The following is a 26,943-nucleotide window of genomic DNA, read 5'->3' on the forward strand; positions in this document are numbered from 1 at the left end:
CAAGATGCCGGCACGCCCAAACCCCTTGGTGCCCACAACGGCCTGAGGAAAACGAAAGAGAGAACTGATGACTACTCGTGCCACCGCACGGCATCGCGCCGAAGTCACCAAGACCAACTCAATCGCCGTTATCGCCAAGGCTGTTGGCGGCAACGCCGGCGGCATGGGCCGCCAGGCAGCGGTTATTGCCGCTGCTTCGGGCCTGGTGCTGACCAGCGGCATCGCTGCAAACGCGGCTGACTCCAGCGTCCAGCGCGACTCCGCTCCGGCCACCCTGGAAGTTGAGTCCTCTGTCGAGGCGCCGATCTCCGCTGCTTCCACCATCGCCATCACCTTCGAGAAGCCGGCCGTCACCACCACGCCCGCGCCTGTTGTGGTTGTCGAGGAAGAGCCAGCTCCTGTTGAGGTCGAGGAAGCCGAGCCGGCTCCCGCCGTCGTCCAGCCTGCCGCAGCCCCCAAGGTGACCGCCAAGGTAACCACCGCCTCTGCACCCGCTGCAGCTCCTGCCGCTTCCGCCAGCGGCAAGGGCGCAGCCATCCTTTCCGCTGCGTACGCCCAGCTGGGCGTCACGCAGGACTGCACCATGCTGGTGACCAACTCCCTGGCCGCAGTGGGCATCAACTTCCACGACTGGCCTGCAGGGTACCTCTCCCTGGGCCGCACCGTAAGCGCCGCGGAAGCCCAGCCGGGCGACCTCATCTACTACGCAGATGGTGGCGCGGGCATGGCCCACATCGCTGTCTACGCCGGCAACGGCCAGGCTGTCCACGGTGGATACAACGGAAACCAGACCGTGGTGTTCAGCGCCAACGTTGGCTCCGGCCCTGTTTTCATCCGCGTGAACTAACGAGCCCCGCGTTAGCCGTTCCCTGGGGACGGCACGAAGAACCCCTGCCCCGCGGCAGGGGTTCTTCCATTTAAGTACGATGCCGGCGGAGTGCAGCCCGCAGCCACCCGGGGAACGCCCGCCAATGGACCCGACACGGCAGTTTTGGAAAACCGCAATTAGCTGATAATGCGCATCTATGTTTACTCTTGTGGTGTCGATCCATAGCCCGGACATGCCGAGGGCAGCCGGCCCTCGTGCCCCTGACGGGTGCGGCCGTGAAGAGGTACGTGCATGCGCACTCTCGTTCTGAATGCTGGATATGAACCGCTGGCGGTCATCACGTTCCGCCGGGCGCTGGTGCTTGTGCTCACAGGCAAAGCCAGCGTGGTTGCCGAGGGTGATGATCCCGTGGTGGGACCCCAGGAGATATTGGGCCGCCCGTCCGTTATCCTCCTGAACCGCTATATCCGTCCCAGATACAACCAGGCCACGGCTGTCAGCCGCCGCGGAGTGCTGAGGCGTGATGGCCACAGGTGCGCGTACTGCGGAAAAGCGGCCCACACCATCGACCATGTCCAGCCCAAGTCCCGCGGCGGTGCCGATTCCTGGGAGAACCTTGTGGCCGCCTGCCTTCGGTGCAACAACGTTAAGGGTGACCACACGCCGGCCGAGATGGGGTGGAAGCTGCGGTTCGTCCCGGAGCCCCCGCACGGAACCATCTGGCAGATCAAGGAACTCGAAAAGCCCACCCCCGCCTGGGACCCGTTCCTGCTGCCCGAGCGCGCCGCCTGACCCACCCCGCACCATGCCCTTGGTGACTAGGCTGGGGGAGTGGAAGAGAACCGGTTGCCCTTCGATGCCCTCATCCTGGCCGGCGGCCGGTCGTCCCGGCTGGGCGGAGTGCCGAAGCAGGACCTTGTCTTCCACCACGCCACTCTCCTGCAGCGTGCGATTGACGCGTCCGCAGGAGCCTCCAGCATCGTGGTGGTGGGTCCCCGGCCGGAATCTTCCGCTGCCGGGCTGATCTGGTGCCGTGAAGAACCGGAGTTCGCGGGGCCGGCTGCAGCCATCGCGGCCGGACTGGAGGCTCTTGCACAGCACGGCACCAGCACAACGGAGTACACCCTTGTGCTGGCTTGCGATATGCCCCTGGTCCACGACGCCGTGGCGGCACTGAAGGAGGCGCTGGTCCCGGGAGGGGGTGACGGCGTCGTGGCCCGTTCCGGTGACGGAACCCTCCAGCCGCTGGCTGGCATTTACCGCACGGCCGGGTTAATAAAATCAGCGGCGGAACTGTCGTCACGCGGTGCCTTAATCAACGGCTCCGTGCGCTCCCTCCTTGCTAGTCTGGAGGTGCAGCCTGTCACCGTCCCCGCAGGTTCCACGGCAGACGTGGACACGTGGGATGATGCCGCCGCACTAGGGATTGCCGCCGGGAACCAGGACAAGGGCCAGGACCGGCGCAGCCGCAGTTAACTTGGGAGGCACGTTCGTGAAAAGTCAGGATGAAACGCTGGAGGAGTGGTGCAGGTCCCTGCTCCAGGCCTATGAGCTCGAGGACGTCCAGGTGGACGTCAACGCCATCCTTGCCCTGGCTGGTGTGGCCGCCCACTCTGTGGTCCGCCCGGCGGCACCGCTGACCACCTTTATCGCGGGTTATGCCGCTGGGCTGGCGTCGGGTTCCGGGCAGGCAACGAATGCCGCTTCCATGGAATCCGCGCTGGCCGTGGCCCGCACCCTGGCCGCCGACTACGATGCTGAAGCCGCCGGGACTCCCGGCGAATGACCAGCGACGCCCAGGAGGAACCGAGCAAACCCGAAGCTGACCAGCCCCGGCATCTCGACCACACATGGGACGAAGCCCGGCAGGCCGCTTTCGACGCCGCCCAGCCGATTCCCGCCGGGCCGGTTGCGCTGGAGCTTGCCCTCGGACGGAAACTGGACCAGGACATAGTGGCGCTGCAGGACATGCCCCACTATGCGTCATCGGCAATGGACGGCTGGGCGGTGAACGGCACCGGACCCTGGATCCTGGTTGAACCCGGTACGCCTCTTGCCCCGCACCAGGCCAGTCCCATCGCCACGGGGGGGCTCATCCCCCCGGGTGGCAAGTCGGTATTGCGCAGTGAAAGTGCCCGGCTGGACAAGGACGAGGACGGACTGCCCATCCTGATGACGGGCGGCACGGCCCGCCCCGGCGAGCCCCGCACCGGCCAGCACGTGCGGAAAGCGGGGGAGGAGGCTTCCGGGGGCGACGTCCTGGTCAAGGCAGGAGTGGTGCTCAACCCCGCACACCTGGCGCTGGCCGCCCTGGCTGGATATGACGAACTTGTGGTCCAGGGAAAGCCCCTGGTCCGGCTGCTGCTGACCGGCTCCGAAGTGGTTGGCCACGGCGTGCCCGTCCCCGGCCAGGTGCGGGACACCTTCGGCCCGCAACTGCCGGCAGTGGTGGGCATGCTGGGCGGGATCCCCGGCGGGCAGCAGAGGATCGGCGATTCCTATGCTGAGTGGCTGGGCGCGCTGGAGGACGTGGTCCCGGAGGTGCCGGGGGGGCCGGACCTGCCGGCCGACGTCGTCATCACCACTGGCGGGACAGGAAAATCCGGCACCGACCACCTTCGTCGGGCCGTAGCTGAGCTGGGAGGGCGGCTGATCATCGACGGCGTGGCCATGCGTCCGGGCCATCCGGCCGTCCTGGCCGAACTTCCGGACGGGCGATTCGTGCTGGGACTGCCGGGCAACCCGCTTGCCGCCATGATTGCGCTGTCCACGGTAGGGGCACCGCTCCTGGCGGCGCTGGGGCACGGCAAGATGCCGGCGGTCCAGGACGTGCCGTGCGGAACCACTCTCGAGCCGGAGCCGGGGCGCACCCGCCTTATGCCGTTCCGGCTGCTGTACGGGATGGCCTCCCCGGCCCAGCACACCGGCCCGGGCATGATGCGGGGGCTGGCCTCCGCTGACGGCGTTATGGTTGTTCCTCCCCACGGGGTGAAGCTCGGTGAGCTGGTGCCAGCCTTCGCCCTGCCCTGGGGGCAGCCCATCCCTGCGCCCCCTGGCCCCGATGCAAGGCCGAAGACGCGCAGCGCCGGACGGGCAGGCAGGACAGCTGCAAAGCCGGCCGCCACCGGTCCCGTGGACTGGAGCGAACTCCTTGGCTGACGAAGCCCGGGAGGGGCCGGCCGCGCTGGCGCCACCACGGGGCGGTTGCGATGATGGAACCATGAACAGGAACGGTGGGATATGGGACGTGTAACCCAGCGCCGCAAGGTGCACAAGTACGTGCTGGATGGCTCGCCGAATGCCCTCGAGTTCCCCGTCCGGTACCGGGAGGATGTCCTTGCGGTGGAGGAGCCGCTGGAAATACGGCTGGGCAGCATGTCCTACTCCGTCACGATGCGGACCCCCGGCCATGACTTCGACCTGGTGGCCGGGTTCCTGGTGGCCGAGGGCGTCATCTGGGATTCCGGGCAACTCGTCTCGCTGCGCTTCTGCGCAGGGGAAGACGAAAACGGCGTACAGACCTTCAACGTGGTCGAGGCCCAGTTGCGGCCGGATGTAGAGGCTCCGTCCATAGGCCGGCACGTGTACACCTCCAGTTCGTGCGGCATTTGCGGCACTGATTCCATCGAATCCGTCAGCAAGTCCTCGCACTACAGTCCCGCCGCAGATCCCCTCAGCGTTTCCGCCGAGGTGCTTGCCTCGCTCCCGGACATCCTTCGGGAGTCCCAGCGCCTCTTCGACGACACCGGCGGCGTCCACGCTGCCGGGCTCTTCCGGATTGAGGACGACGGCGGCGCGAACCTTCTGTGCCTCCGGGAGGACGTGGGACGGCACAACGCCGTGGACAAGGTGGTGGGGTGGGCCCTGCGGGAGGGCCTGCTGCCGCTGAGCGGCACGGTCCTCCAGGTCTCGGGACGGGCATCGTTCGAGCTTGTCCAGAAGGCTGCGCTGGCCGGAATACCCGTCCTTGCTGCCGTGAGTGCGCCATCCAGCCTGGCGGTAGAGCTGGCCGAGGCCAGCGGCCTGACACTCGCCGGCTTCAGCAGGGGAACCAGCCTCAACATCTACGCAGGTGACGGGAGGATACGGCGGCCGGTGGCAGCTGCGCCGTCGTAGGCCAATCCAACCGGTCCGCCAATCCGGCCACCATCGATCCAGCCGGGCAGCTGGCCCGGGAACAGTCCGGAACAGCCGGGCAAACGGTTTCGAAAGGGTTGGTAAAAGACTTACCAGCGGGTAGATTTATCCATCGAATGGACACGAGGATCCAGTCCCAAGCGCTAAAGAGGGCACACATTGCATGACGACCGCCGGATCACTGAAGTGCGCCTGCACAGGTTCGTGCGGGAGCGCATCACCCCTGCGGTCTACAGCCGGACCCTTCCCCTCACGCTGAGCAGCTGGGATGCCCCGGATGAACCCGTCCCCGCGCTGGAAGCCATGCGGCAAAAATTCCAGCCGCAGGAACACGGCGCACTGTGGGGAAAGCCTTGGGGCACCAAGTGGCTCCGTCTCCAGGGGGAAGTTCCCGAATCATGGGGCACGGAACCGGACACCACCGTTGAAGTGCTGGTGGACCTTGGGTTCACCGTTGAAATACCCGGGTTTCAGTGCGAGGGCATCGCGTGGCGCCCGGACGGCACCATCATCAAGGCGGTCTCGCCCCGGAACCAGTACATCCCGCTGAAACTCTTGGGTGGCGGCATGGCGGTGGACTTCTACGTTGAAGCTGCGGCGAATCCGGACGTCGCCCAGGGCTGGACGTTCGCCCCCACGCCCTACGGGGACAAGTCAACGGCCGGGGCAGCACCGCAGTACAGGCTGGGAAGCATTGTCATTGCCGAGCTGAACCAGAACGTCTGGGAACTGCAGCAGGATATCTCGACCCTCGCAGGCCTCATGGCGGTACTTCCCCTGGAACTGCCCAGGCGGCACGAGATCCTCAGGGCCCTCGAGCGCATGATGGACATCATGGATCCGGACGATGTAGCCGGAACCGCTGCCGCAGGACGAGAAGTGCTCGCGGACGTACTTGCCCGGCCGGCATATGCCTCTGCGCACCAGCTGGTAGCCACCGGCCATGCCCACATCGATTCCGCCTGGCTCTGGCCGGTTCGGGAGACTGTCAGGAAATGCGCCCGGACGTTTTCCAACGTCGTGGCGCTGATGGACGAGAACCCGGACTTTGTGTTTTCCTGCTCCTCGGCCCAGCAGTTCGCCTGGATCAAGGAGTTCTACCCCGAACTCTTCGGCCGCATCCGCGAGAAAATCCGTGCCGGCCAGTTCGTTCCGGTCGGCGGGATGTGGGTTGAATCGGACACCAATATGCCTGGCGGTGAGGCAATGGCGCGGCAGTTCGTGGAGGGCAAGGGCTTCTTCCTCGCGGAGTTCGGTGTCGACTGCCACGAGGCCTGGCTGCCGGATTCGTTTGGATACTCCGCTGCGCTGCCGCAGATCGTCAAGTCCGCAGGCAGCCGCTGGTTCCTGACCCAGAAAATCTCCTGGAATCAGGTCAACAGGATGCCGCACCACACCTTCAACTGGGAGGGCATCGACGGCACCCGGCTCTTTACCCACTTCCCGCCTGTGGACACCTACAACTCGGAGCTGAGCGGACGCGAACTTGCCCACGCGGAGCGGAACTACCGCGACCACGGCCACGGCACCGTGTCGCTGGTGCCGTTTGGCTATGGCGACGGCGGCGGCGGACCAACGCGGGAAATGCTGGCTGCTGCCTCACGCGCCGCGGACCTGGAAGGTTCCCCAAAGGTCCGGATCGGCTCCGCGGAAAGCTTTTTTGCGCAGGCCGAGGATGACTACCCGGTCCTGCCGGTCTGGGTGGGCGAGATGTACCTCGAGCTGCACCGCGGAACCTATACCAGCCAGGCCAGGACCAAGAAGGGCAACCGCCGCAGCGAGCACCTGCTGCGGGAGGCAGAATTGTGGTGCGCAACGGCTGCTGTGCGCACCGGCGGCAGGTTCGCCTACCCGGCTGCGGAACTCAAGCGGTTGTGGCGGCTGGTCCTCCTGCAGCAGTTCCACGACATCCTTCCCGGCAGCTCCATCGCCTGGGTCCACCACGATGCCGAGCGAAATTACCAGGCGGTCAGTGATGCCCTTGAGGCCATCATCGGCGGGGCTGCCGCCGCCGTGCTGGGCAGCGGCGACCGGGCATTCCTGCTCAACGCTGCGCCGCATGCCCGGGACGGCGTGCCTGCACTGGCTGCAGGCGAGCCGGCCGCAGCGGAGGGCAGGGTCCAGGCCAGCCCCGACAACGGAGGCTTTGTCCTGGACAATGGAGTCATCCGCGCCGTCCTGGACGCCGACGGGCTTATCTCCTCGCTGGTGGATTACGCCAGTGGCCGGGAAGCGATTGCTCCCGGCCAGCGGGGAAACCTCCTTGAACTGCACCGCGACACTCCCAACGAGTGGGACGCCTGGGACATCGACGAGTTCTACCGGCGCAACGTCACGCCGCTCACCCGGGCCGCTTCCGTCCGGCTGGTTCACGAAGATACAGACGCCGTCGTGCTGGTGGAGCGGCTGGCTGGCGCGTCCACCATCACCCAACGGATCGCACTTGCACCGGGCAGCCCGTCCCTCTCCATCACCACCTCGGTGGACTGGCAGGAACGCGAGAAACTGCTGAAGCTCGGCTTCGCGCTGGACATCCGGGCAGACAGGTCTGCTGCAGAGACACAGTTTGGCCACGTGTTCCGGCCCACCCACACGAATACGTCGTGGGAGACGGCAAAGTTCGAGATTTGTGCGCACCGCTGGATCCATGTGGCGGAGCCGGGGTATGGCGTGGCGATTTCCAACTCCTCCACCTACGGCCACGACGTGGCACGGAACATCAGGGAAGACGACGGCGGCACCACCACGACGGTGCGCCTGTCACTGTTGCGCGCTCCCAAGTTCCCCGATCCGGAGGCGGACCGCGGGCTGCATGAGTTGACCGTCACCATCCGTCCGGGGGCGGATATTGCCGGCGCAGTGGAGGAGGGCTACCGGACCAACCTTGTTCCCCGGTTGGTCCGCGGCGGTTCCCCGGTGGAACCGCTGTTCTCTGTGACGAACCCTGCCCTGGTGATTGAAGCCGTTAAGCTGGCCGAGGACGGGTCCGGGGACGTGGTTGTCCGCCTCTACGAGTCCTTGGGCCAGCGGTCTGCAGGAAAACTGACCGCCAACTTTCCCGCGCAGGGCGTCACGCCGGTCGATTTGTTGGAGCGTCCGCTCGAGGCCCCAGGTGTGAACGTCAGCGCTGACGGAGCGGAACTTGGCCTGCGGCCTTTCCAGTTGGTGACCCTGCGGTTCGCCTGCTCGGCCGCGGCTCTCACCAGCTAACTAAACCGGAGCGTGGGGCCGGGAACTTCGGGCTGCTCACGTTTGCCACGATCGGCCAAAACGGGCTTTAACCAGGCTGAGTGGGGGCGGTCCCCAACGGCCGCCACCACTCATCCCCCCAATAGGTGTGAAGGCCCCCGGAGCGGCCAACGCTTTGGAATTTATCCCCGTTCGAAAACGACCTGCGCTCCACCTTCACACAATCATGATTGTTTCACATTCTAATGAATTTGTGAAAGCCAGCATGGTTACTTTTCGGTATATGTCCTCTTGGCAGGCGAGGTCCGGCTGCTTCGTACCCTTGCAGCCCAGATCAGCGCCAGGCCAAGGACGAAGCACAGCACGGCCGTGTAGTTGATGACGAACTCCGCCGCACCCCACTCCGGAGGCACCGCGGGAAAGAGCAGTGTCAGGGCGATAGCTACTCCGCCTGTTGCGAGGAGCGCGGCAGCGACCCGCACCAGCAAGGGCAGGCGGCTTCGGACAGCGCGGACCATGGCAGGCAGCAGCACCAAGGATATGTACGCGGGATAAGCCCGTCCGGCTGCTCCGTAGTATTCAACAAGAACAAAGTTCCGTTCGCTCTTTTCTGACACAGCTGCAAGGCCTGCCGAGGAACCCACTGTATCCATCATGAAGAACAGGACCATCAACGCAAGGGAGATGACCAGCAGCACAACCATGCCCGCTTTACCCGTGATGAGCCGGTACGCGCTGTCGGCGCCGAACCCGCGGGTGACCCGGATCCCGACAAAATAGATGGCTGCGAAGATGATGAAGCGCAGCAGCAGGTTGGCCAGGTTGATGCCGCCCAGGGCCTGGTCGATGGCCACGTAGGGCGCCTCGATGCTCAGGAGGATGGCGACGGTCATCAGTCCGAAGATGAAGAACAGCGACCTGTTCTCTCCCCGGATGGCGCTGGGCACCCGGGCAGCAGCGATGAGTCCGCAGGTGGCAAGCGTGGACCACTGAAGAATTTCGATCATCCCAGGTTCTCCCAGATCTTTTCCGTTTGTGCCTGATCCTGCTCCTGGCGTCGCAGCACCTTGCCCAATGCCTGCAGCCTGTCGCCCGCCAAGGCGGTGAGGTCGCCGTCGGACAGGCTGTCCAGGGCGGCCTGCCGCGCACCTGGAGGCCAGCCCGCTTCCTCTTCGGTGATCAGGCCGGTGGCCACCAGGCCGCCGGCCGGTCCAACGCCGGCAGCATGGGCGGTGGCAAGCGCCAGCTCCGGTGACAGCCGGTTGGCGGTCAGCTGTGCTGAGTAGTTCTGGGGAGCCACTCCGGTGGCTGCGGAAACGCGGTGCCGCACTTCGCCGTCGTCGATCGCGTCAACCCAGTTCTTAACCGAGGTGGCGTGCGGGGCGGCGGAAAGAGGCGGGGACGCAGTCCCGGAGGTGCCGGCGGGCTCCATCGCCGGACGGGCAAGGACAGCGCGCAGGATGTCGGGGGTGGAGACCTGGCTGACAAGTTCGCAACGGGTGGGCGGAACCTGGAGACCGGCCAGGTCCTGGTAGGCCTCGAAGGTGGCCAGTGCCGAGAGTGGGTTCACGTTGTAGGCGCGGCTGATGCTGACCACAGTGCTGACTGAGACTTTTCCACGGACCAGCTGCTGGGCCAGGGTGGTCCGCTTGATCCCTGAGATCCTGCAGACGTCGGCCGTGCTGGCGTCGGGCGCAATGCCTTGTAGCCAGCGCTGGAACGCCTTGGCGGGGAGGGTCATGGACGGCTCTCTGCAGAACGGATGGTGTGTCGATTTTAGCGTGCCGCATCCTGGCGGTTTTACCCCTGCTGCCGTTTCGACTATGCTTGATGGTCGAGCCCGTTGGTCCGTACACCCCCCAAGTCCGGACCAGCGGGCTCTTTCATGTCCTGCGGTCCGGGCTCCTTCCTTCCGGGTAAATGTCAGGGCCCTGCCAGCCAGTGTTCGGGCAGGAAACCCGCTGCGGACGCAGTGGCGAAAGGACAGAACCATGACGGCAACCCTCGTAGCGAAGGACGTGTCCGGCGGCCACGACCACCGGCAGCTTTTCTCCGGGCTCTCCCTGACAGTGGCCCCCGGGGACGTGGTGGGCGTGGTGGGTGCCAATGGGGCCGGCAAATCCACGCTGCTGCGGCTCCTCGCCGGCGTGGACCAGCCGCAGCAAGGTTCCGTCAGCCTCGCCCCCGCCGACGCCTTCGTTGGCTGGCTTCCCCAGGAGCACGAACGCGTGCAGGGTGAAACAGTGGCAGGCTACATTGCCCGTCGCACCGGCTGTGCCCAGGCCACCGCCGAGATGGAATCCACCGCTGAGGCCCTTGGCAGCGGCGCGCCCGGAGCGGACGACGCCTATGCGCTGGCCTTCGACAGGTGGATGGCCTCCGGTGCTGCCGACCTTGATGACCGGCTTCCCGCTGTCCTGGCGGACCTTGGGCTGGAGACCGGTCCGGATGCGGCCATGACCGGCCTTTCCGGCGGGCAGGCAGCGCGGGTGGCGCTGGCGGCGCTGCTGCTGAGCCGGTTCGACGTGGTGCTGCTTGACGAGCCCACCAACGATCTTGACCTCGAAGGACTCGCCAAGCTGGAGGACTTTGTCACAGGCCTGCGCGGCGGCGTGGTGCTGGTAAGCCACGACCGCGAGTTCCTTGCGCGCTGCGTCACCACTGTGGTGGAACTGGACCTGGCGCAGAACGCCGTGGCCGTGTACGACGGCGGCTACGACGCCTTCCTGGAGGAACGGTCCGTTGCCAGGCGGCACGCACGGGAGAAGTACGAGGCATTTGCGGCCACCAAGGCCGACCTGGTGTCCCGGGCGCGCACCCAGCGCGAATGGAGTTCCCAAGGCGTCCGGAACGCCATGAAGAAGAGTCCGGACAATGACAAGATCCGCCGCGCAGCCAGCACGGAATCCTCTGAGAAACAGGCCCAAAAGGTGCGGCAGATGGAATCGCGGATCTCACGGCTTGACGTGGTGGAGGAGCCGCGGAAGGAATGGCAGCTGCAGTTCTCGATCGGAAAAGCGCCGCGCTCCAGCTCGGTGGTGGCAACCCTCCGCGACGCCGTGGTGCGGCAGGGTGGCTTTACCCTGGGGCCCGTCAACCTGCAGCTCAACGCCGGCGAACGCATCGGCATCACGGGGCCCAACGGCGCCGGTAAGTCCACCCTGCTGCGCCTGCTGCTGGGCGGCGTCCAGCCTGACTCAGGCAGTGCCGCGATGGGTGCTTCCGTGGCCATCGGCGAGATCGACCAGGCCCGCGGACTGCTCGAGGGCAACCTGACCCTGGCCGACGCCGTGGAGGCAGTCCTCGTGGACCTGAACCCGGCCGAGGTCCGCACACTCCTGGCGAAGTTCGGACTCAAAGCCGACCATACGTCCCGGACTGTGGAGTCCCTGTCACCTGGCGAACGGACCCGTGCGGCTTTGGCCCTCCTGCAGGCCAGGGGAGTGAACCTCCTTGTGCTGGACGAGCCCACCAACCACTTGGACCTTCCAGCCATCGAACAGCTCGAAGAAGCCCTGGAAGGTTACGACGGCGCACTGCTGCTGGTCACCCATGACCGCAGGCTGCTGGAAAACGTTCGGCTGGATGTACGTTGGAATGTGGATAACGGAACCGTAGAGGAGCAGCAGCCATGAGCATGGAAGGGGTGGCCTGGAGCTCCCTGTACAAGATCACCCGGTCGACGAGCGGTTCCCAACCCTTCTCGAAGGCCACGCTGAAGCGTGTCCTGGGTTTTGCCCGCCCGCACCGCGGCAAGCTGATTGCCTTCGTTGCCCTGTCCGTGGTGATGGCGTTCCTCGCCGTGGCCACGCCTGTCCTCGCCGGACAGGTGGTGGACGCCATCGTGGCCAAGGCCGCCGTCGAGGAAGTGGTCCGGCTCGCCGTGCTGATCGCCGTCGTAGCTGTGGCAGAGGCAGGACTGGGGCTGGTAAGCCGCTGGCTTTCCTCCACCATTGGCGAGGGCGTGATTGTGGACCTGCGCACCCGGGTCTTCGACCATGTCCAGAAGATGCCGATTGCTTTCTTCACCCGTACCCGTACGGGGGCGCTGGTCAGTAGGCTGAACAATGACGTGATCGGTGCCCAGTCCGCGTTCGCCGGCACCCTGTCCGGCGTGGTCAGCAACGTGGTCGCCCTGATCCTGACCCTTATCGTGATGCTGGGAACCTCCTGGCAGGTGACGGTCCTGGCGATGATCCTGCTGCCGGTCTTCCTCATCCCCGCCCGGCGCATGGGCTCCAAACTCGCGGACCTGCGGCGCGAAGCGGCGGAACACAATGCCGCCATGGGCACGCAGATGACCGAGCGCTTCTCCGCCCCCGGTGCCACCCTGGTCAAGCTCTTCGGGCGCCCCGACGAGGAATCCCGGGAATTCGCCGTCCGTGCAGGACGTGTCCGTGACATCGGAGTCCGGACCGCCATGCTGCAGTTCACCTTCGTCACGGCCCTGACCCTCGTCTCTGCGCTCGCGCTCGCCCTGGTCTACGGGATGGGCGGTTGGCTGGCGATCACCGGCCAGCTGGCTGCGGGCGACGTCGTTGTGCTGGCGCTGCTGCTCACCAGGCTGTACGCCCCGCTCACGGCGCTCTCCAACGCGCGGGTGGAGATCATGAGTGCCCTTGTCAGCTTTGAACGCGTCTTTGAAATCCTGGATCTCAAACCGCTCATCCAGCAGAAGCCGGAAGCCGTAGCCGTTCCTGCAGGCCCGGTGGCCGTGGAGTTCGACGACGTCCGGTTCGCCTACCCCTCGGCAGACAAAGTCTCGCTTGCTTCCCTGGAGGAGGTGTCCACGCTGGACACCCGCGGCGGGGAAGAAGTGCTGCACGGCATCAGTTTCCGCGTGGAACCGGGACAAACAGTGGCACTAGTGGGCTCCTCCGGCGCCGGCAAATCAACCATTGCGCAGTTGCTGTCCCGGCTCTACGACGTGGACTCCGGCGCAGTGAGGCTGGGCGGCAGCATTCCCGGAACCGGCGTGGACCTGCGGGACGTCACCTTCGACTCGCTCCGGGACACACTGGGCATGGTGACCCAGGACGGCCACCTCTTCCACGAAACCATCGCCTCGAACCTGCGGCTTGCCCGCCCGGACGCCACCGAGGCCGACATGTGGGAGGTCATCCGGCAGGCCCGGCTGGAGTCCATGATCCGATCACTCCCGGACGGGCTGGACACCGTGGTGGGGGAGCGCGGCTACCGGCTTTCCGGCGGTGAACGCCAGCGGCTCACCATCGCCCGCTTGCTGATCGCCCAGCCCCGGGTGGTCATCCTCGATGAGGCAACGGCGGCGCTCGACTCCACCAACGAAGCTGCCGTGCAGGCTGCCCTGGGGGCGGCACTCGAGGGGCGCACCGCCGTCGTGATTGCGCACCGCCTCTCCACCGTCCGCGCCGCGGACGCCATCCTGGTGGTGGAGGACGGCCGGATTGTGGAACGCGGGACCCACACCGAACTCCTCGCTGCCGAGGGGCGGTACGCCGAGCTCTACCGCACGCAGTTCAACGAGGCCACCGCTGTTGCCCAGGAAGCAGTTCCCGAGCTCTAGGCCTGCCTGTCCGCGATCCCGGACCTTGCCAGCTCCGGGAGGATATGGTCCGTCAGCAGCGGGGCAAGGTCCCGGGTGGGTTCGGCGCCCAGCGTCAGCCACCTGATCTCGGCGATTTCCGCGGAAGGGTGGGCCTCCCACACTCCGGGGGCCATAAAAACTGTTGCCTCGATGTCCGTGGCGGCCTCATTCGCGGCATCGGCGATCCACACCCCCATCAGCTGCAGTTCCCGGGGATCGAGGACGATGCCCACTTCTTCCGCGAGTTCCCGTGCTGCCGCCTGGACGGCTGTCTCTCCGGCCTCGGGCTTGCCGCCGGGATGCATGAACATGGCCGTGCCGCGTTTCCTGACGGTCAGGAGCCGGCCAGCCTTGTCGAAGACGCAGACGGCCGAGACCACAATGCGGTTTTTCATGCTGCGGGCCCCTGCCTGCGCACCAGGTGTGACGTCAGCAGCAGGTCCTTGCGGGGGCCCTGGACGTCCCAGGTGTAGCTGAACCTGTCCCTGCCCCCATAGTCGTAGGCAACGCGGTAGGTATCGGGATCGCACCAGTGACGGTCAAGGTTGGACTCCGGAGTGAAGCTCATCCGGTGGAAAGGCCGGCCGTCAGGAAAGAACACGTCCAGGGCATCCGGGCCCCCGGAAGGCCGCAGCAGGTACTCGCGGGAGGCGGGGCCCGTGAAGGCGGGCCAGCGCATGGTGCCTTCCTCACGGAAGGCCAGGCCGCCGTCGTCCGTGGGGACAAAATGCACGACGCCGGAGAAGGTTCCGCGGGTGCCATCCGCGCGGTCCAACAGGTCCCGCTGGACCGTCCACTGCCCGGCGCTGGCAGCGTCCGCGGTGGGGCCGGGTGGGGCGGGGCCGAGGAGGTAGGCGCGGAGCGCGAACTCCGGGGGAGGAAAGTTCAAGTGCCCTCGATTGGAATCGAACCAACGACACCGGCTTTAGGAGAGCCGTGCTCTATCCACTGAGCTACGAGGGCTTGCGTCCGGCGGATCGGCAGGCCAGTCCGGCCGGACACGGATACAAGCATACAAGGTGCTGGGCCGTACTACGCTCAAGGCATGAGTTCAGCGCCGTCCGCCGCCATGCCTGCCACGTTAATTCCGGACACCGCGTCCACCCGCCAGTACATCGGCGCCTGGTCGGTGCTGAGCGTCCTGCAGTATTTTGCCGCGGAAGCAGCAGTGATCGGTGCCTGGGCGGGCCCCAGGCCCTATGACCTGCGGACGGGATACATCAGTGACCTTGGCGCCCTGAACTGCGGCATCTTTGACGGCCGCGAGGTGTGTTCCCCATTGAACTGGCTGATGAACGCCTCATTCGTGGTCCAGGGGCTCGGCATGCTGCTGGGTGCCCTTTTGCTGAGCTCCGGGCTGCTCTGCGTGGCGGCCCGGGCGGATCTGCGGGTGCAGCCGCGGCGCAGGCCCTGGCTGGCAGCTGCCTGGGTACGGATCCTGACCGGTACCGCCGGGGCCGGCACTGTGATCGTGGGGCTGGTGCCCGAGGACGTAGGTTCCGGCTGGCACATCGTGGGGGCGGTGATGTACTTCCTCGCCGGGGCCGCCGCCCTGCTGGTCCTGGGCATCCTCTGGCTGCGGAAGACAAACTCCGCCTGGTTCATCCTGGTGTGCGGTGCCGTGTCCCTCACCGCCCTGGGGACGGGGGGCCTGACGGGAATGGACGTTCCGGAGCCCGGCACGCTTGAGCGGCTCATGGGTTATCCGGTCACCCTGGGCATGGCCACTGCAGGACTGGTTATTGCCCGCCAGGTCCACCGCCACCGTAAAATGATGCGGGCGCGGGCAGCCCTCAGCTAGCGGCTTTGGGCTTGCGGGCGCCGAGGACAACGGCGGCGGCGCCCGCCAGCAGGCTGAGGACCAAGAGGACCCAACCGGCCACGGTGAGTCCGGAGGCGAGGGCCACCTGGCCGGGGTCGGCAGTTCCGGAGGCCAGCACTCCGTCGATGGCGGCGTTGCCCCAGAGCCGGACCACAACGAACAGCAGCGGCAACGACCAGAGCGCCCAGCGCAGGGCTTTCCGGGCCACGTTCGTGCCGATCAGCAGCAGCCAGGTGAATCCGAAGATCAGGGGGAACAGGGTGCCCGCTGTTTTGTGCACATAGTTAAGCTGGCCGCGCGCGTCATCGTCCATGACGGCCTGGAGCTGGCTGATGTAGGCCGCATCGAAACCGCCGATGAGCGAGTCCGGCATGGCCAGGCCCGTGGAGAGGTCACGGAGCTGCTCCAGGGTCAGCAAATGCAGGTACCAGAAGAGGAACAGGCTGGCCACCACGCCGGCGATCAGGATGAGATTGCTGTTGTTTTGGGCTTTCTCCGGCGTGCGCGCCGTGGTGGGGTTCACCACCGGCGGCAGATGATGCTGCGGTACCGCCGCCTTCGAGCCGTGCTTCTTGATCCGCTGGGCAGGTGTTTTGGCCATGGCTTCATTATCGCGCCCCTTAAACTGAAGCCATGACCACTGGCCGGCACAGCGCTGTTGAACTTGACCCATCTTTGGACGACTACCAGCTGGCAGCAGCCCTGGTGCGGGAGGCCGGGCAGCTGGCGCTGCTCATGCGGATGGCAGGACTGCAGTCACAGCAGAAAACCTCCATTTCAGACGTCGTGACCGCCGCTGACCATGCCGCAGAAGCCTATGTTCTGGAGCAGCTGCAGCGCTGCCGGCCACAGGACGGCATCCTGGGGGAGGAAGGCACATCGGTACAGGGCAGCAGCGGCCGGACCTGGGTTATCGATCCGGTGGACGGCACGTACAACTTCCTGCACGGCTCCACTTACTGGTGCTCGGCCATCGCCTTGAAGGACCAGTCCGATGTGCTGCTTGGTGCCATCTTCCAGCCGGAGGAGGACAAGCTCTGGCTTGGTGGCCGGGCACACCCGGCCAGCCTCAACGGTGAACGGCTGACGGTTTTCCACGACAACAGGGGAGAACGCAACGCTACCCCCGCGGCCCAGCTGGGGGCGGCAACCTACATCCACCCCAGCTGGCTGATGGATCCGCTGTGCGCCATGCCCTGGCACGCGGCGGCGACGTCGGCTGCAGCCCTGCGGATGCTCGGCTCCGGCTCGTGCGACCTTGGCCGGGTGGCGGACGGCCAGCTGGGGTGCTGGTTCCAGCACAGCTGCCCGGAATGGGACTGGCTGCCCGGCAAGGCCATCGTCCGGGCTGCCGGCGGCGCCGTGGATACCGTGCGGGTCAACGGCCTCGAGTGGTTCATGGCGGGAGGGACGACGGCGGTGCGCGAGCTGCGTGCGGCCCTTGAGTCGGGCTCCGTGGCCTAGCCCATGCCCGCGCCGCTGCTAAGCCTGTTGCGGCAAAGCAAGCTGCGCCGGTGACTGCCGCCGTCGTCGTCAAGGCTTCCATCCGCTAAGCCTTTCAACTGCATGCCCTCCTTGCACGCACCGTTCAGCGCTATGTGGATAAGGCAGCAGGACCGCCTTGGCGGGGCACCGGCCGGCAGCCCGTCATCCACAGACTGGAAGTCCGTGTCGGTCCCACCGCCTAGACTTGTAGGCACCATGGATATGTTGTTTGACCCGTACTCTGACGGACCGTTCAAGGCTGCTTCCCCGGCAGCTGCCCGCACCAAGTCGCGCGCTGAAGGCGCCACGGCGGCCGGTCCCGGCGGTGCTGTGCCGTGGGAGAACCGGCAGGGCGCCGGGCTGTCCGGCGGTACACAAGGGCCGCATGCGGATGGTCAGCATGCGGAGGACCAGGGCCAGGGCCAGGGCCACGGCCACCGCCGGCCGGACGCGGCCCAGCTCCTGGAAGGGCTGAACCCGCAGCAGGAGGAGGCCGTTAAGCACGCCGGTTCCGCGCTGCTGATCGTAGCCGGCGCGGGTTCGGGCAAAACCCGTGTGCTCAGCAACAGGATCGCCTACCTGATCGCCACCGGGCGGGCCCATCATGGCGAGATCCTCGCCATCACCTTCACCAACAAGGCCGCTGCGGAAATGCGGGAACGCATTGAAGCGCTGGTGGGTGGGCGCGCAAAAATCATGTGGATCTCCACCTTCCACTCATCCTGCGTGCGGATCCTGCGCCAGGAAGCCGCGAATGTGGGGCTGAAATCGAACTTCTCCATCTACGACTCAGCCGACTCCCTCCGGCTGGTCACCCAGGTGTCCAAGGCCCTGGACCTGGATCCGAAAAAGTTTGCGCCCAAGGCCATCCAGCACAAGATCTCCGCCTTGAAGAATGAACTCATCGATGCTGACGCGTACTCTTCCGCCGCGAACTACAACGATCCTTTCGAGCAGGCCGTGGCTGAGGTCTACAAGGGCTACACGCAGCGGCTGCGCCAGGCCAACGCAATGGATTTCGATGACCTGATCGCCGAAACCGTGTTTATGTTCCGGGCCTTCCCTGCCCTCGCGGACTCCTACCGCCGGCGGTTCAGGCATGTCCTGGTGGACGAATACCAGGACACCAACCATGCCCAGTACGCCCTGGTCCGGGAAATCGTGGGCGAAGGCCCCGGCGCCTCCGAGTTGACGGTCGTGGGCGATTCGGACCAGTCCATCTACGCTTTCCGGGGCGCCGACATCCGCAACATCGTGGAGTTCGAAAAGGACTACCCCGAGGCACGGACCATCAAGCTGGAGCAGAACTACCGCTCCACGCAGAACATCCTCAGCGCGGCCAACTCGGTCATTTCACGGAATCCCAACCGTCCCGAGAAGCGGCTGTGGACCGCCGAAGGCGACGGCCACAAAATCATCGGCTACGTGGGTGAGAACGAGCACGACGAAGCCCAGTTCATTGCCAAGGAGATCGACCGGCTCCAGGATGAGGACAACCTCCGTCCGGGGGACGTCGCCATCTTCTACCGCACCAATGCCCAGTCACGCTCCATCGAGGACGTGCTGGTCCGGGTGGGCCTGCCGTACAAGGTGGTGGGCGGCACGCGTTTTTACGAGCGCAAAGAAATCAAGGACGCCCTGGCCTACCTTCGCGTCCTGGTGAATCCGGACGACGACGTCAACCTGCGGCGGGTGCTCAACGAACCCAAACGGGGGATCGGGGACCGCGCCGAAGGTGCTGTGGCGGCACTGGCCCAGCGTGAGCGCATCTCTTTCATGGCAGCCGCCCGTCGGGCTGAGCAGGCCCCGGCGATGGCAACCCGATCCGTCAATGCCGTCCTTGGGTTTGTGAAGCTGCTGGATGACCTCGCCGAAGTGGCCGCGGGGTCCGGCGCCGCGGCAGCCCTTGAAGCCGTGCTGGAGCAGACCGGCTACCTGGCCGCCCTGCGCTCCAGCACAGACCCCCAGGACGAGTCCAGGGTGGAGAACCTGGCGGAGCTCGTGGCTGTGGTGCGGGAGTACGAGCAGGAGAACCCCGAAGGGTCGCTGGGCGCGTTCCTGGAGCAGGTCTCGCTGGTGGCCGACGCGGACCAGATTCCTGACGCACCCGGCGGGAACGCCGAGGACACAGCCGCCGCCGTTGCGGAGGCCAAGCGGCTTGGCGTGGTCACGCTGATGACACTGCACACCGCCAAGGGCCTCGAGTTCCCGGTGGTATTCCTGACCGGGATGGAGCATGGACTGTTTCCGCACCAGCGGTCAGCCACTGACCCCAAAGAGCTGGCGGAAGAACGCCGGCTTGCCTACGTTGGCCTGACGCGCGCCCGGAAACGCCTGTACGTCACCCGTTCCGAGGTCCGGAGCATGTGGGGCCAGAGCCAGTACAACCCCGCCAGCCAGTTCCTGGAGGAGATTCCCGCCGAGCTCCTGGAATGGAAGCGCGAAGGAACCAGCAGGCAGTCAGGCGGTTGGGGCGGCGGGTCAATCGGGTCGAACCGCTACGGCGGATCCTTCTGGGGCGCCGGGACGGCCCGGGGCGCGGCTGCTGACTCGTCAGCCGGATTCAACGCGGACGTGCCGGCGGCCATTGCGAAGAACCGTGTGCAGCCGCAGAAAGAAATCGTGGCGGTCACCGTGGGGGACAAGGTCAACCACACGAGCTTCGGCAACGGTACCGTCCTCGCACTTGAGGGGGCGGGGGACAAGACCGTGGCCAAGGTGAAGTTCGACGTCGGTGAGAAGCGTTTGCTGCTGCGCTACGCGCCGCTGACCAAGCTCGACGCCTAGCTGTACTGTCCCGGTGCTCGAGGCGGCCAAGGACATGGACGCGCCGGTGATTGTGGCCGCCGGTGGCCGCGGAACGGAGGTCCTCAGCGCGCGCTACCCGCAGCCCAACATCGTGATCCGCGACTTCGTGGACTTCGCCAGCGAGCTGGATTTCACGGACGTGTTCATCACCAACGGCGGCTTCGGCGTGGGCATCAGCCTCAAAACGGAACGTCCCAAGCCACGGCGAATTGCCCAAGCAGTGCAGGAGATCCCCTCGAATGCTGCCTGGCGGACGCGGGCACAACAGATGCGTGACCACTTCGCCGCCGGGGATCCCGCCGCTGTTGCCGCCGCCGCCGTCGAAAAGGCAGCCGGCCTGGCACCAGGCTGAGCGCCGCCATGAAGCATAATGGACCGCATGCGACGGACTGTACGGGGGATGCTCGCCGCCCTTTTCCTCCTGGCTGCAACAGGCTGCACCGTGACGGTGGAGGACCCTGGATACGTGGCACCGCCTCCACTGCCGCCGATTGAGCAGCTGGAAGAGGCGCCGCTGGTTGACCCGCAGGAATTTTCCGGCAGTGACGATGTCCTCTCCTTCATTACCGAGGACCGGACAGTGGCGTGCTCCCTGACGGCAGCCCGCGGGCCGCACATCAACCTTCCCTATGAGCAGAACAGCTTCAGCGACAGCGAAAACAACAAACTGGCCATTGTGCCGGTAGCCCACTGCGAACTGGCCGGATACCCGAAACCTGCCCCGGACGACGTGGCGGATGACTGCGCGGGAACGAATCTCGGATACCTGGGCGGGGTGGCCCTGCTGACGCCGGACAAAGCAACGTACGGAGAGTGCCGGTCCGGCGTCACACAAATGGAAGCAACATACGGCCCCCGTGGCAGCAAGGCCGGCCCGATCGCGGAATTGGCTGTGCTGGCTGACGGGCAGAACCTTGAACGCAACGGACTGCGCTGTTCCGCCTACAACGGCGGCGTAGCCTGCGGAAACGTCTCGGCCGGCGTGGGCTTCTTTGTTTCGGAGGACCGTTACGAGCTGATTTCCAGCCCTCCGGACAGTGCCCCTCCGGCACTGTGAAGCCCTCAAAAACCGCGTAAATCCGCGGTTTTTCTACGTTCCATAGAATAGTGTCCTTACTCACATAAGGGGTACTCTGGGACGGCCCGGTCCTCCCAAAGGACTAGAGTTCCCAGTGGAGCATCACGCCGCGTGGCTCGTTTCCAACAGGCCGCCGGTGCGTGCAATTCCGCAGCCCGGTCATCGTCTTCGATGGTGTCCGACTGTACAGAAACTACTTCGACGTAGAAGGACACTAAACCGTGGACCTGTTTGAATACCAGGCGCGCGATATGTTCGAGGCGCACGGTGTACCCGTGCTTGCCGGCATCGTGGCGTACACCCCAGAAGAAGCAAAGGCAGCTGCCGAGAAGATCGGCGGCGTAACTGTCGTTAAGGCCCAGGTTAAGGCCGGTGGCCGCGGTAAGGCCGGCGGCGTCAAGGTTGCCAAGACCGCCGATGAGGCACTTGAGCACTCCACCAACATCCTGGGCATGGACATCAAGGGCCACACCGTTAACAAGGTGATGATTGCCCAGGGTGCGGACATCGCCGAGGAATACTACTTCTCCGTCCTGCTGGACCGGGCCAACCGCAACTACCTGGCCATGTGCTCGGTTGAAGGCGGCATGGAAATCGAACAGCTCGCCGTCGAACGCCCTGAGGCGCTGGCGAAGATCGCTATCGATCCCGCCGTGGGCATCGACCAGGCCAAGGCTGACGAGATTGTCGCAGCAGCCGGGTTCGCCGAGGAACTGCGCGGCAAAGTCGCCGCCGTGATCCTGAAGCTCTGGGATGTCTTCAAGAAGGAAGACGCCACCCTGGTGGAGGTCAACCCGCTGGTCAAGACCGGTGCCGGTGAGATCGTGGCCCTTGACGGCAAGGTCTCCCTGGACGAGAACGCCGACTTCCGCCACGCCAAGCACGCCCTCCTTGAGGACAAGGACGCTGCTGACCCGCTGGAGGCCAAGGCCAAGGCGCAGGACCTGAACTACGTCAAGCTGGACGGCGAAGTAGGCATCATCGGCAACGGTGCCGGCCTGGTCATGTCCACCCTCGACGTCGTTGCCTACGCAGGCGAAAACCACGGCAACGTCAAGCCTGCCAACTTCCTGGACATCGGCGGTGGAGCTTCCGCCGAGGTCATGGCCGCTGGCCTGGACGTCATCCTGGGCGACGAGCAGGTCAAGTCGGTATTCGTCAACGTCTTCGGTGGCATCACCGCGTGTGACGCCGTCGCCAAGGGCATCGTTGGTGCGCTGGCCGAGCTGGGCCACTCCGCGAACAAGCCGCTGGTAGTCCGCCTCGACGGCAACAACGTTGAGGAAGGCCGCCGCATCCTGGCCGAGGCCAACCACCCGCTGGTTACCCTGGCCGCAACCATGGACGAGGGCGCCGACAAGGCCGCCGAGCTCGCCAACGCAGCTAAGTAAAGGGACGCACCATGTCTATCTATCTGAACAAGGACTCCAAGGTCATCGTCCAGGGCATCACCGGCGGCGAAGGCACCAAGCACACCGCCCTGATGCTCAAGGCCGGCACCAACATCGTTGGCGGCGTCAACGCCCGCAAGGCCGGCACCACGGTCCTGCACGGCGACAAGGAAATCACCGTTTTCGGCACCGTCAAGGAAGCCATGGCGGAAACCGGCGCGGACGTCTCCATCGTCTTCGTGCCGCCGGCATTCACCAAGAGCGCCGTTGTTGAAGCCATCGAGGCCGGCATCGGCCTGGTCGTTGTCATCACCGAAGGTGTGCCGGTCCAGGACTCGGCCGAGTTCTGGGCACTGGCCCAGTCCAAGGTGGACGCCGACGGCAACCAGGTCACCCGCATCATCGGACCGAACTGCCCCGGCATCATCACCCCCGGTGAGGCGCTGGTTGGCATTACCCCGGCCAACATCACCGGCAAGGGCCCCATCGGCCTGGTCTCCAAGTCGGGCACCCTGACCTACCAGATGATGTACGAACTGCGCGACCTGGGCTTCTCCACCGCCATCGGCATCGGCGGCGACCCCATCATCGGCACCACCCACATCGACGCCCTCGCCGCGTTCGAGGCCGACCCCGAGACCAAGGCGATCGTGATGATCGGCGAAATCGGCGGCGACGCTGAAGAGCGTGCTGCCGACTTCATCAAGGCCAACGTCACCAAGCCGGTTGTCGGCTACGTGGCAGGCTTCACCGCTCCCGAAGGCAAGACCATGGGCCACGCCGGCGCCATCGTCTCCGGTTCCGCCGGAACCGCCCAGGCCAAGAAGGAAGCACTGGAGGCCGCAGGCGTGAAGGTCGGTAAGACGCCGTCCGAGACCGCCAAGCTGCTGCGCGAAGTCTACGCAGCGCTCTAGTTCCAGTAAGAACCAACGCGGGGTCGCTTCCCGCCCGTCACTCGCGGACGGGCCCGAAGCGGCCCCGCGTTGCTGTTAAGTACGACGACGGGTGGGTCACCTTCCACATGGAAGGTGACCCACCCGTCGTCGTACTGTTGCGTCCTACACCTTTGCCCCGCTCAGCAGCTCATCGAGCCGCTCATAGCCTTCCGACATGCCGCCTTCCATGCCGGATTGAGCCATGCCGTCGCGGGCCTCCTGCGTGGGATAGACCGAATGTCCGCGGAGGCGGCACCGGCCATTGCCCAGGTCCTCGAACGTCATGAACTCCAGGCTGACGACGTCCGGATACCCGCCGAACTCGAAAGTCTGGATGGCGAACTCGTTCTCGCGGACCGTGTGGAAGATGCCTTTGAACTCATAGGGCACTCCTTCCGGTCCGGTGTGCAGGTAGCTGTAACTGCCGCCGGTCCGGAAGTCGTAGTGGTCGATGTCCATCTTGTAGCCACGCGGACCCAACCACTGGACCAGAAGGTCCGGCTCCTTGTGGGCCCGGAACACATCAGCGACAGGAAAATCGAAATCGCGCTCGTAGTCGATGAAGGGGACTCCCTCAGGAACGCTGAGCTTCAGGGAATTGCTCATGATGACTCCTTGTATCTGGGCCGCTGCCGGTTGCAGCGTTTAACCTCAGCACGGCATCGAGGCTGCGGAACTGCCCCTCGCGGACCAACCTGTACTGGTCGATCCAAGCGGTGAGTGCCTCAAGCCGCGCGGGATTCAGGTGCACGGGCCGCCGCTGGGCTTCCCTGGTGCGGGTGACCAGTTCTGCCTGCTCGAGTACCTGGATGTGCTTCGAGACGGCCTGTTTGGAGATCTCGAAGGGTTCCGCCAATTCATTCACGGTGGCCGGTCCCCGGCTGAGCCGGGCAATGATGCTCCGCCGCACGGGATCGGCCAGGGCCATAAACGCCGAGTCCAGAGCCGCTGCGTCGGGTTCCATTGGTACTGCTCCACTCGTCAACTGGGACCTTTAATCAATCAAACAGTTTATCAACCTGTTGGTTGTTTAAAACTACTTCCACTGCGCCTCCACGGCAATACCTTCCTTGCGATTTCTTGCCCTAGTTTGTTAGTATGTCAGTACAAACTTCTGAGGAGCGAAAGTGCCACTTGTTCGAATTGATGTAAACCAGGGGCGCAGCCAGGAGGAACTGCAGGGGCTGAGCCGGGGAGTCCATGACGCGATCCTCGCCGAGTACGGAATCCCGGAGCGCGACTACTTCCACATCCTGACCGAGCATCCAGCCGGGCAAATTTTTGCCCAGGATGCGGGGCTTGGCTTTGAGCGGACCAGCGGGGTTGTGATGATCCAGATTTTCACGCAGGGTGACCGGTCGCAGGAGGCCAAGCAGCGCCTCTTTGCCGCAGTGGCGGAGAATCTCGCTGAGGCGGGCATTGCAGGGGAGGATGTTTTCATCGGCTACGTGGAGAACACGGCCGGCGACTGGTCCTTCGGCTTTGGCCGGGCGCAGTATGTCACGGGCGAGCTGGCCGTGCCCCGGAAATAGGCCCTCTTGCCCGGCCAAAAAGGGCCCCGCTGCTCGCAAGATTTTCCTTTATGGCAAGTTGTAAACATGTCAGTACAAACCTTTGACAGGACATTGATTCTAGGGCAAAGTAGTGGATGTGACCCCGCTCATGGAGGGGCCAGCCAGTCACTGGAGCTCTAGCTGTTGAGGGCAGAGTCCACATTAGAAAGGTCCGCGATACCGTGACCCACGAACTGCTCACGATCGGGCGCATCAGCGTTGATATCTACCCGAACGACATCGGGGTGGACCTGGAGGACGTGACGTCCTTTGGCAAGTACCTCGGCGGGTCACCGTCGAACGTTGCCGTAGCAGCCGCCCGGCATGGCCGCCGGACAGGCGTGATTACCCGCACCGGTGACGACGCTTTTGGAACCTACCTCCACCGGGAACTGAAGAAGTTCAACGTCGACGACGTGTTCGTCACCCCCGTCAAGGAATGGCCAACGGCGGTGACGTTCTGTGCGATCAAGCCGGCCACGGACGAGTTCCCGCTCTACTTCTATGGGCGCTTTCCTACCGCCCCGGACCTGCAGATCAGGGCCGAAGAGCTTGACCTGGAGGCCATCCGCGAGGCGGGCATCTTCTGGTCCACTGTTACGGGGCTGTGCCAGGAACCCAGCCGAACAGCCCACATCAAGGCACACGAGGCACGTCCCCGGACCGGGCTGACGGAAGGCCAGTTCACCATCCTGGATCTCGATTACCGGCCCATGTTCTGGGCATCTGAAGAGGAAGCGCGGGCCGAGGTGGCCAAGATCCTGCCGCACGTCACCGTCGCCATCGGCAACGACAAGGAATGCGCGGTGGCGGTAGGGGAGGGAACCCCCGATGAGCAGGCGGACCGCCTGCTGGCCGCCGGAGTCGAGATCGCCGTCGTCAAGCTTGGGCCCAAAGGTGTCATGGCGAAAACCCGCACGGAACGCGTAGTCTCCGCCCCCGTGCCGGTGCAAACCGTCAACGGCCTGGGAGCCGGCGATTCCTTCGGCGGTGCCTTCTGCCACGGACTGCTGTCCGGCTGGCCGCTGGCCCAGGTCCTGGACTACGCCAACGCCGCCGGTGCGATCGTCGCCTCCCGCCTTTCCTGCGCCGACGCCATGCCGACGCCGGATGAGGTCACCTCGCTGCTCGCGGAACGCGGCCGCCTGATGCCTGGCCAGTTTGCCACCGAAGGAGCAGCGCTGTGACCCTCACGCCACTGGCCTCCAACAATGCGCTGGACGACGACCCGCGCCGCTACGCCCACCTGAGCACCATCCGGCTTGAGGACCCGGACGCCATTGCCCGGGCAGCCAAGGCACGGCGCCGCCACCCCGGCCTGAAGTACGGCAAGCAGAACTTCATCGTCGCCGCCGACCACCCTGCCCGCGGCGCCCTCGCCGTCGGCAGTGACCCGGTGGCGATGGCAGACCGCCGCCAATTGCTCGACCGGCTCCAGATTGCCCTGGCAAATCCGGACGTGGATGGCGTGCTTGCGTCGCCGGACATCATGGATGACCTGCTCCTGCTGGGTGCGCTGGAAGGAAAACTGGTTTTCGGCTCAATGAACCGCGGCGGACTCGCCGGCCTGGTCAATGAAATCGATGACCGCTTCACCGGCCACACGGCAGCCGCCCTGGAAACGCTGGGTGCCGACGGCGGAAAGATGCTGACCCGCATCTGCCTCGGGGACCCGGATACCGTGGCAACCTTGGAGGCTACTGCCAAGGCCATCGACTCCCTTGCCGAGCGCAAGCTCATTGCCATGGTGGAGCCCTTCCTTTCTGTCCGGGACAACGGCCGCGTACGGAATGACCTGTCCACGGACGCCGTCATCAAGTCCATCGCCATCGCCGAGGGCCTGGGATCCACCAGCGCCTATACCTGGATGAAGCTTCCCGTCGTGGCCGGTATGGAGCGGGTCATGGCGGCCACCACCATGCCCACCGTCCTGCTGGGCGGAGATCCGGACAGCAGCCAGGACGAGGTTTTCGCCAGCTGGCAGGCAGCCCTTGCGTTGCCGGGAGTGCAGGGCCTCACTGTTGGCCGGACGCTCCTGTACCCGGCCGACGGCGATGTTGCCGGTGCCGTTGCCACGGCCGCCTCACTGCTGAACCACACCACCCCAAACCGAACCGAAGAAGTATCGGAGTAGCCTCCCCATGGGAACA

At 65.4% G+C, this 26,943-nt stretch carries 26 protein-coding genes and 1 tRNA gene; 19 read left to right on the forward strand and 8 right to left on the reverse strand.

Translation table 11 applies throughout. From position 1 onward, the window contains the following. Positions 1-67: 67 nt before the first annotated feature. The 7 genes from IEX33_RS18275 (at position 68) to IEX33_RS18305 (ending at position 8,176) form a co-directional block, all read left to right on the forward strand. Positions 68-847 carry an NlpC/P60 family protein gene (locus tag IEX33_RS18275; protein ID WP_188732322.1) on the forward strand — a complete coding sequence of 260 codons (780 nt, stop codon included), beginning with the start codon at positions 68-70 and terminating at the stop codon, positions 845-847. A gap of 273 nt (positions 848-1,120) precedes the next feature. Then, complete coding sequence (locus IEX33_RS18280; protein WP_066273874.1) at positions 1,121-1,621, forward strand: HNH endonuclease; 501 nt, start codon at positions 1,121-1,123, stop codon at positions 1,619-1,621. Positions 1,622-1,660: 39 nt separating this feature from the next. Continuing rightward, positions 1,661-2,305, forward strand: coding sequence for a molybdenum cofactor guanylyltransferase (mobA, locus tag IEX33_RS18285; RefSeq protein WP_229675450.1), 645 nt, complete (start codon positions 1,661-1,663; stop codon positions 2,303-2,305). Positions 2,306-2,321: 16 nt separating this feature from the next. Next, on the forward strand, positions 2,322-2,615 hold the full coding sequence (locus tag IEX33_RS18290) for a DUF6457 domain-containing protein (protein ID WP_181038097.1): 294 nt from the start codon (positions 2,322-2,324) through the stop codon (positions 2,613-2,615). Beyond that, on the forward strand, positions 2,612-3,988 hold the full coding sequence (locus IEX33_RS18295; RefSeq protein WP_188732323.1) for a molybdopterin molybdotransferase MoeA: 1,377 nt from the start codon (positions 2,612-2,614) through the stop codon (positions 3,986-3,988). Before IEX33_RS18290 ends, IEX33_RS18295 begins: the two co-directional genes overlap by 4 nt. An 81-nt stretch (positions 3,989-4,069) precedes the next feature. Continuing rightward, complete coding sequence (gene fdhD, locus IEX33_RS18300) at positions 4,070-4,945, forward strand: formate dehydrogenase accessory sulfurtransferase FdhD (RefSeq protein WP_188732324.1); 876 nt, start codon at positions 4,070-4,072, stop codon at positions 4,943-4,945. 180 nt (positions 4,946-5,125) lie between these two features. Then, positions 5,126-8,176: an alpha-mannosidase gene (locus IEX33_RS18305; RefSeq protein ID WP_188732325.1), complete on the forward strand. Its 3,051-nt coding sequence runs from the start codon at positions 5,126-5,128 to the stop codon at positions 8,174-8,176. A gap of 248 nt (positions 8,177-8,424) precedes the next feature. On the opposite strand, the gene IEX33_RS18310 is transcribed toward IEX33_RS18305, so the two are convergent. After that, the gene (locus IEX33_RS18310) at positions 8,425-9,162 is read right to left on the reverse strand and encodes a hypothetical protein (protein WP_188732326.1); all 738 of its coding nucleotides are present in this window, start codon (positions 9,160-9,162) and stop codon (positions 8,425-8,427) included. After that, positions 9,159-9,896 (reverse strand): hypothetical protein, encoded by a 738-nt coding sequence (locus IEX33_RS18315; protein WP_188732327.1) that lies wholly within the window; start codon positions 9,894-9,896, stop codon positions 9,159-9,161. The genes IEX33_RS18310 and IEX33_RS18315 overlap by 4 nt, the downstream gene beginning before the upstream one ends. Before the next feature lie 250 nt (positions 9,897-10,146). On the opposite strand from IEX33_RS18315, the gene IEX33_RS18320 reads away from it, so the two are divergent. Further along, a complete protein-coding gene (locus IEX33_RS18320) occupies positions 10,147-11,790 on the forward strand; it encodes an ABC-F family ATP-binding cassette domain-containing protein (protein WP_188732328.1) in 1,644 nt (547 codons plus the stop codon). Continuing rightward, entirely contained in the window at positions 11,787-13,700 is a 1,914-nt protein-coding gene (locus IEX33_RS18325; RefSeq protein WP_188732329.1) for an ABC transporter ATP-binding protein, read from the forward strand. Before IEX33_RS18320 ends, IEX33_RS18325 begins: the two co-directional genes overlap by 4 nt. Here IEX33_RS18325 and IEX33_RS18330 read toward each other — a convergent pair. The 3 genes from IEX33_RS18330 to IEX33_RS18340 all read right to left on the reverse strand — a co-directional run bounded on the left by IEX33_RS18330 (position 13,697) and on the right by IEX33_RS18340 (position 14,684). Further along, positions 13,697-14,116 carry an NUDIX hydrolase gene (locus tag IEX33_RS18330; RefSeq protein WP_188732330.1) on the reverse strand — a complete coding sequence of 140 codons (420 nt, stop codon included), beginning with the start codon at positions 14,114-14,116 and terminating at the stop codon, positions 13,697-13,699. The genes IEX33_RS18325 and IEX33_RS18330 overlap by 4 nt on opposite strands. Further along, complete coding sequence (locus IEX33_RS18335; protein WP_188732331.1) at positions 14,113-14,610, reverse strand: DUF6314 family protein; 498 nt, start codon at positions 14,608-14,610, stop codon at positions 14,113-14,115. The genes IEX33_RS18330 and IEX33_RS18335 overlap by 4 nt, the downstream gene beginning before the upstream one ends. A gap of 1 nt (position 14,611) precedes the next feature. Then, positions 14,612-14,684, reverse strand: a tRNA-Arg gene (locus tag IEX33_RS18340). 82 nt (positions 14,685-14,766) lie between these two features. Between IEX33_RS18340 and IEX33_RS18345 the strand changes: the two genes are divergently transcribed. Beyond that, positions 14,767-15,522, forward strand: coding sequence for a DUF998 domain-containing protein (locus IEX33_RS18345; RefSeq protein WP_188732332.1), 756 nt, complete (start codon positions 14,767-14,769; stop codon positions 15,520-15,522). Here the strand turns inward: IEX33_RS18345 and IEX33_RS18350 are convergent. Then, complete coding sequence (locus IEX33_RS18350; RefSeq protein ID WP_188732333.1) at positions 15,515-16,144, reverse strand: hypothetical protein; 630 nt, start codon at positions 16,142-16,144, stop codon at positions 15,515-15,517. The two genes, IEX33_RS18345 and IEX33_RS18350, sit on opposite strands and share 8 nt — an antisense overlap. Positions 16,145-16,176: 32 nt before the next feature. On the opposite strand from IEX33_RS18350, the gene IEX33_RS18355 reads away from it, so the two are divergent. The 6 genes from IEX33_RS18355 to sucD all read left to right on the forward strand — a co-directional run bounded on the left by IEX33_RS18355 (position 16,177) and on the right by sucD (position 23,219). Further along, positions 16,177-17,007, forward strand: coding sequence for an inositol monophosphatase family protein (locus IEX33_RS18355; RefSeq protein WP_188732334.1), 831 nt, complete (start codon positions 16,177-16,179; stop codon positions 17,005-17,007). 243 nt (positions 17,008-17,250) lie between these two features. Continuing rightward, positions 17,251-19,815 (forward strand): DNA helicase PcrA, encoded by a 2,565-nt coding sequence (gene pcrA, locus IEX33_RS18360; RefSeq protein ID WP_377090277.1) that lies wholly within the window; start codon positions 17,251-17,253, stop codon positions 19,813-19,815. 13 nt (positions 19,816-19,828) lie between these two features. Beyond that, a complete protein-coding gene (locus IEX33_RS18365; RefSeq protein ID WP_188732336.1) occupies positions 19,829-20,188 on the forward strand; it encodes a glycosyltransferase in 360 nt (119 codons plus the stop codon). An 18-nt stretch (positions 20,189-20,206) separates the two neighbouring features. Beyond that, a complete protein-coding gene (locus IEX33_RS18370) occupies positions 20,207-20,893 on the forward strand; it encodes a hypothetical protein (RefSeq protein ID WP_377090255.1) in 687 nt (228 codons plus the stop codon). Between the two features lie 242 nt (positions 20,894-21,135). After that, positions 21,136-22,305 carry an ADP-forming succinate--CoA ligase subunit beta gene (gene sucC / locus IEX33_RS18375; RefSeq protein WP_174176011.1) on the forward strand — a complete coding sequence of 390 codons (1,170 nt, stop codon included), beginning with the start codon at positions 21,136-21,138 and terminating at the stop codon, positions 22,303-22,305. An 11-nt stretch (positions 22,306-22,316) separates the two neighbouring features. Then, a complete protein-coding gene (sucD, locus tag IEX33_RS18380; RefSeq protein ID WP_157239019.1) occupies positions 22,317-23,219 on the forward strand; it encodes a succinate--CoA ligase subunit alpha in 903 nt (300 codons plus the stop codon). Positions 23,220-23,363: 144 nt separating this feature from the next. Here the strand turns inward: sucD and IEX33_RS18385 are convergent, their stop codons facing one another. After that, positions 23,364-23,846 (reverse strand): SRPBCC family protein, encoded by a 483-nt coding sequence (locus tag IEX33_RS18385; protein ID WP_188732337.1) that lies wholly within the window; start codon positions 23,844-23,846, stop codon positions 23,364-23,366. After that, positions 23,815-24,204 carry an ArsR/SmtB family transcription factor gene (locus IEX33_RS18390; protein ID WP_188732338.1) on the reverse strand — a complete coding sequence of 130 codons (390 nt, stop codon included), beginning with the start codon at positions 24,202-24,204 and terminating at the stop codon, positions 23,815-23,817. The genes IEX33_RS18385 and IEX33_RS18390 overlap by 32 nt, the downstream gene beginning before the upstream one ends. Before the next feature lie 163 nt (positions 24,205-24,367). Here IEX33_RS18390 and IEX33_RS18395 point away from each other — a divergent pair, with 163 nt between their 5' ends. The 3 genes from IEX33_RS18395 to IEX33_RS18405 all read left to right on the forward strand — a co-directional run bounded on the left by IEX33_RS18395 (position 24,368) and on the right by IEX33_RS18405 (position 26,927). Next, complete coding sequence (locus IEX33_RS18395) at positions 24,368-24,772, forward strand: tautomerase family protein (protein ID WP_188732339.1); 405 nt, start codon at positions 24,368-24,370, stop codon at positions 24,770-24,772. Between the two features lie 203 nt (positions 24,773-24,975). Further along, complete coding sequence (gene iolC / locus IEX33_RS18400) at positions 24,976-25,980, forward strand: 5-dehydro-2-deoxygluconokinase (protein ID WP_188732340.1); 1,005 nt, start codon at positions 24,976-24,978, stop codon at positions 25,978-25,980. Beyond that, on the forward strand, positions 25,977-26,927 hold the full coding sequence (locus tag IEX33_RS18405; RefSeq protein WP_188732341.1) for a Cgl0159 family (beta/alpha)8-fold protein: 951 nt from the start codon (positions 25,977-25,979) through the stop codon (positions 26,925-26,927). The genes iolC and IEX33_RS18405 overlap by 4 nt, the downstream gene beginning before the upstream one ends. Positions 26,928-26,943 lie beyond the last annotated feature (16 nt).

This window comes from Pseudarthrobacter scleromae (assembly GCF_014644515.1).
Classification (GTDB): domain Bacteria; phylum Actinomycetota; class Actinomycetes; order Actinomycetales; family Micrococcaceae; genus Arthrobacter; species Arthrobacter scleromae.

Coding starts and splice junctions, on each gene's coding strand:
- IEX33_RS18275 (WP_188732322.1), top strand. CDS start 68: ATGACTACTCGTGCCACCGCACGGCATCGCGCCGAAGTCACCAAGACC.
- IEX33_RS18280 (WP_066273874.1), top strand. CDS start 1,121: ATGCGCACTCTCGTTCTGAATGCTGGATATGAACCGCTGGCGGTCATC.
- IEX33_RS18295 (WP_188732323.1), top strand. CDS start 2,612: ATGACCAGCGACGCCCAGGAGGAACCGAGCAAACCCGAAGCTGACCAG.
- fdhD (WP_188732324.1), top strand. CDS start 4,070: ATGGGACGTGTAACCCAGCGCCGCAAGGTGCACAAGTACGTGCTGGAT.
- IEX33_RS18310 (WP_188732326.1), bottom strand. CDS start 9,162: ATGATCGAAATTCTTCAGTGGTCCACGCTTGCCACCTGCGGACTCATC.
- IEX33_RS18315 (WP_188732327.1), bottom strand. CDS start 9,896: ATGACCCTCCCCGCCAAGGCGTTCCAGCGCTGGCTACAAGGCATTGCG.
- IEX33_RS18320 (WP_188732328.1), top strand. CDS start 10,147: ATGACGGCAACCCTCGTAGCGAAGGACGTGTCCGGCGGCCACGACCAC.
- IEX33_RS18325 (WP_188732329.1), top strand. CDS start 11,787: ATGAGCATGGAAGGGGTGGCCTGGAGCTCCCTGTACAAGATCACCCGG.
- IEX33_RS18330 (WP_188732330.1), bottom strand. CDS start 14,116: ATGAAAAACCGCATTGTGGTCTCGGCCGTCTGCGTCTTCGACAAGGCT.
- IEX33_RS18345 (WP_188732332.1), top strand. CDS start 14,767: ATGAGTTCAGCGCCGTCCGCCGCCATGCCTGCCACGTTAATTCCGGAC.
- IEX33_RS18350 (WP_188732333.1), bottom strand. CDS start 16,144: ATGGCCAAAACACCTGCCCAGCGGATCAAGAAGCACGGCTCGAAGGCG.
- IEX33_RS18355 (WP_188732334.1), top strand. CDS start 16,177: ATGACCACTGGCCGGCACAGCGCTGTTGAACTTGACCCATCTTTGGAC.
- pcrA (WP_377090277.1), top strand. CDS start 17,251: ATGTTGTTTGACCCGTACTCTGACGGACCGTTCAAGGCTGCTTCCCCG.
- IEX33_RS18370 (WP_377090255.1), top strand. CDS start 20,207: ATGGACCGCATGCGACGGACTGTACGGGGGATGCTCGCCGCCCTTTTC.
- sucD (WP_157239019.1), top strand. CDS start 22,317: ATGTCTATCTATCTGAACAAGGACTCCAAGGTCATCGTCCAGGGCATC.
- IEX33_RS18385 (WP_188732337.1), bottom strand. CDS start 23,846: ATGAGCAATTCCCTGAAGCTCAGCGTTCCTGAGGGAGTCCCCTTCATC.
- IEX33_RS18390 (WP_188732338.1), bottom strand. CDS start 24,204: ATGGAACCCGACGCAGCGGCTCTGGACTCGGCGTTTATGGCCCTGGCC.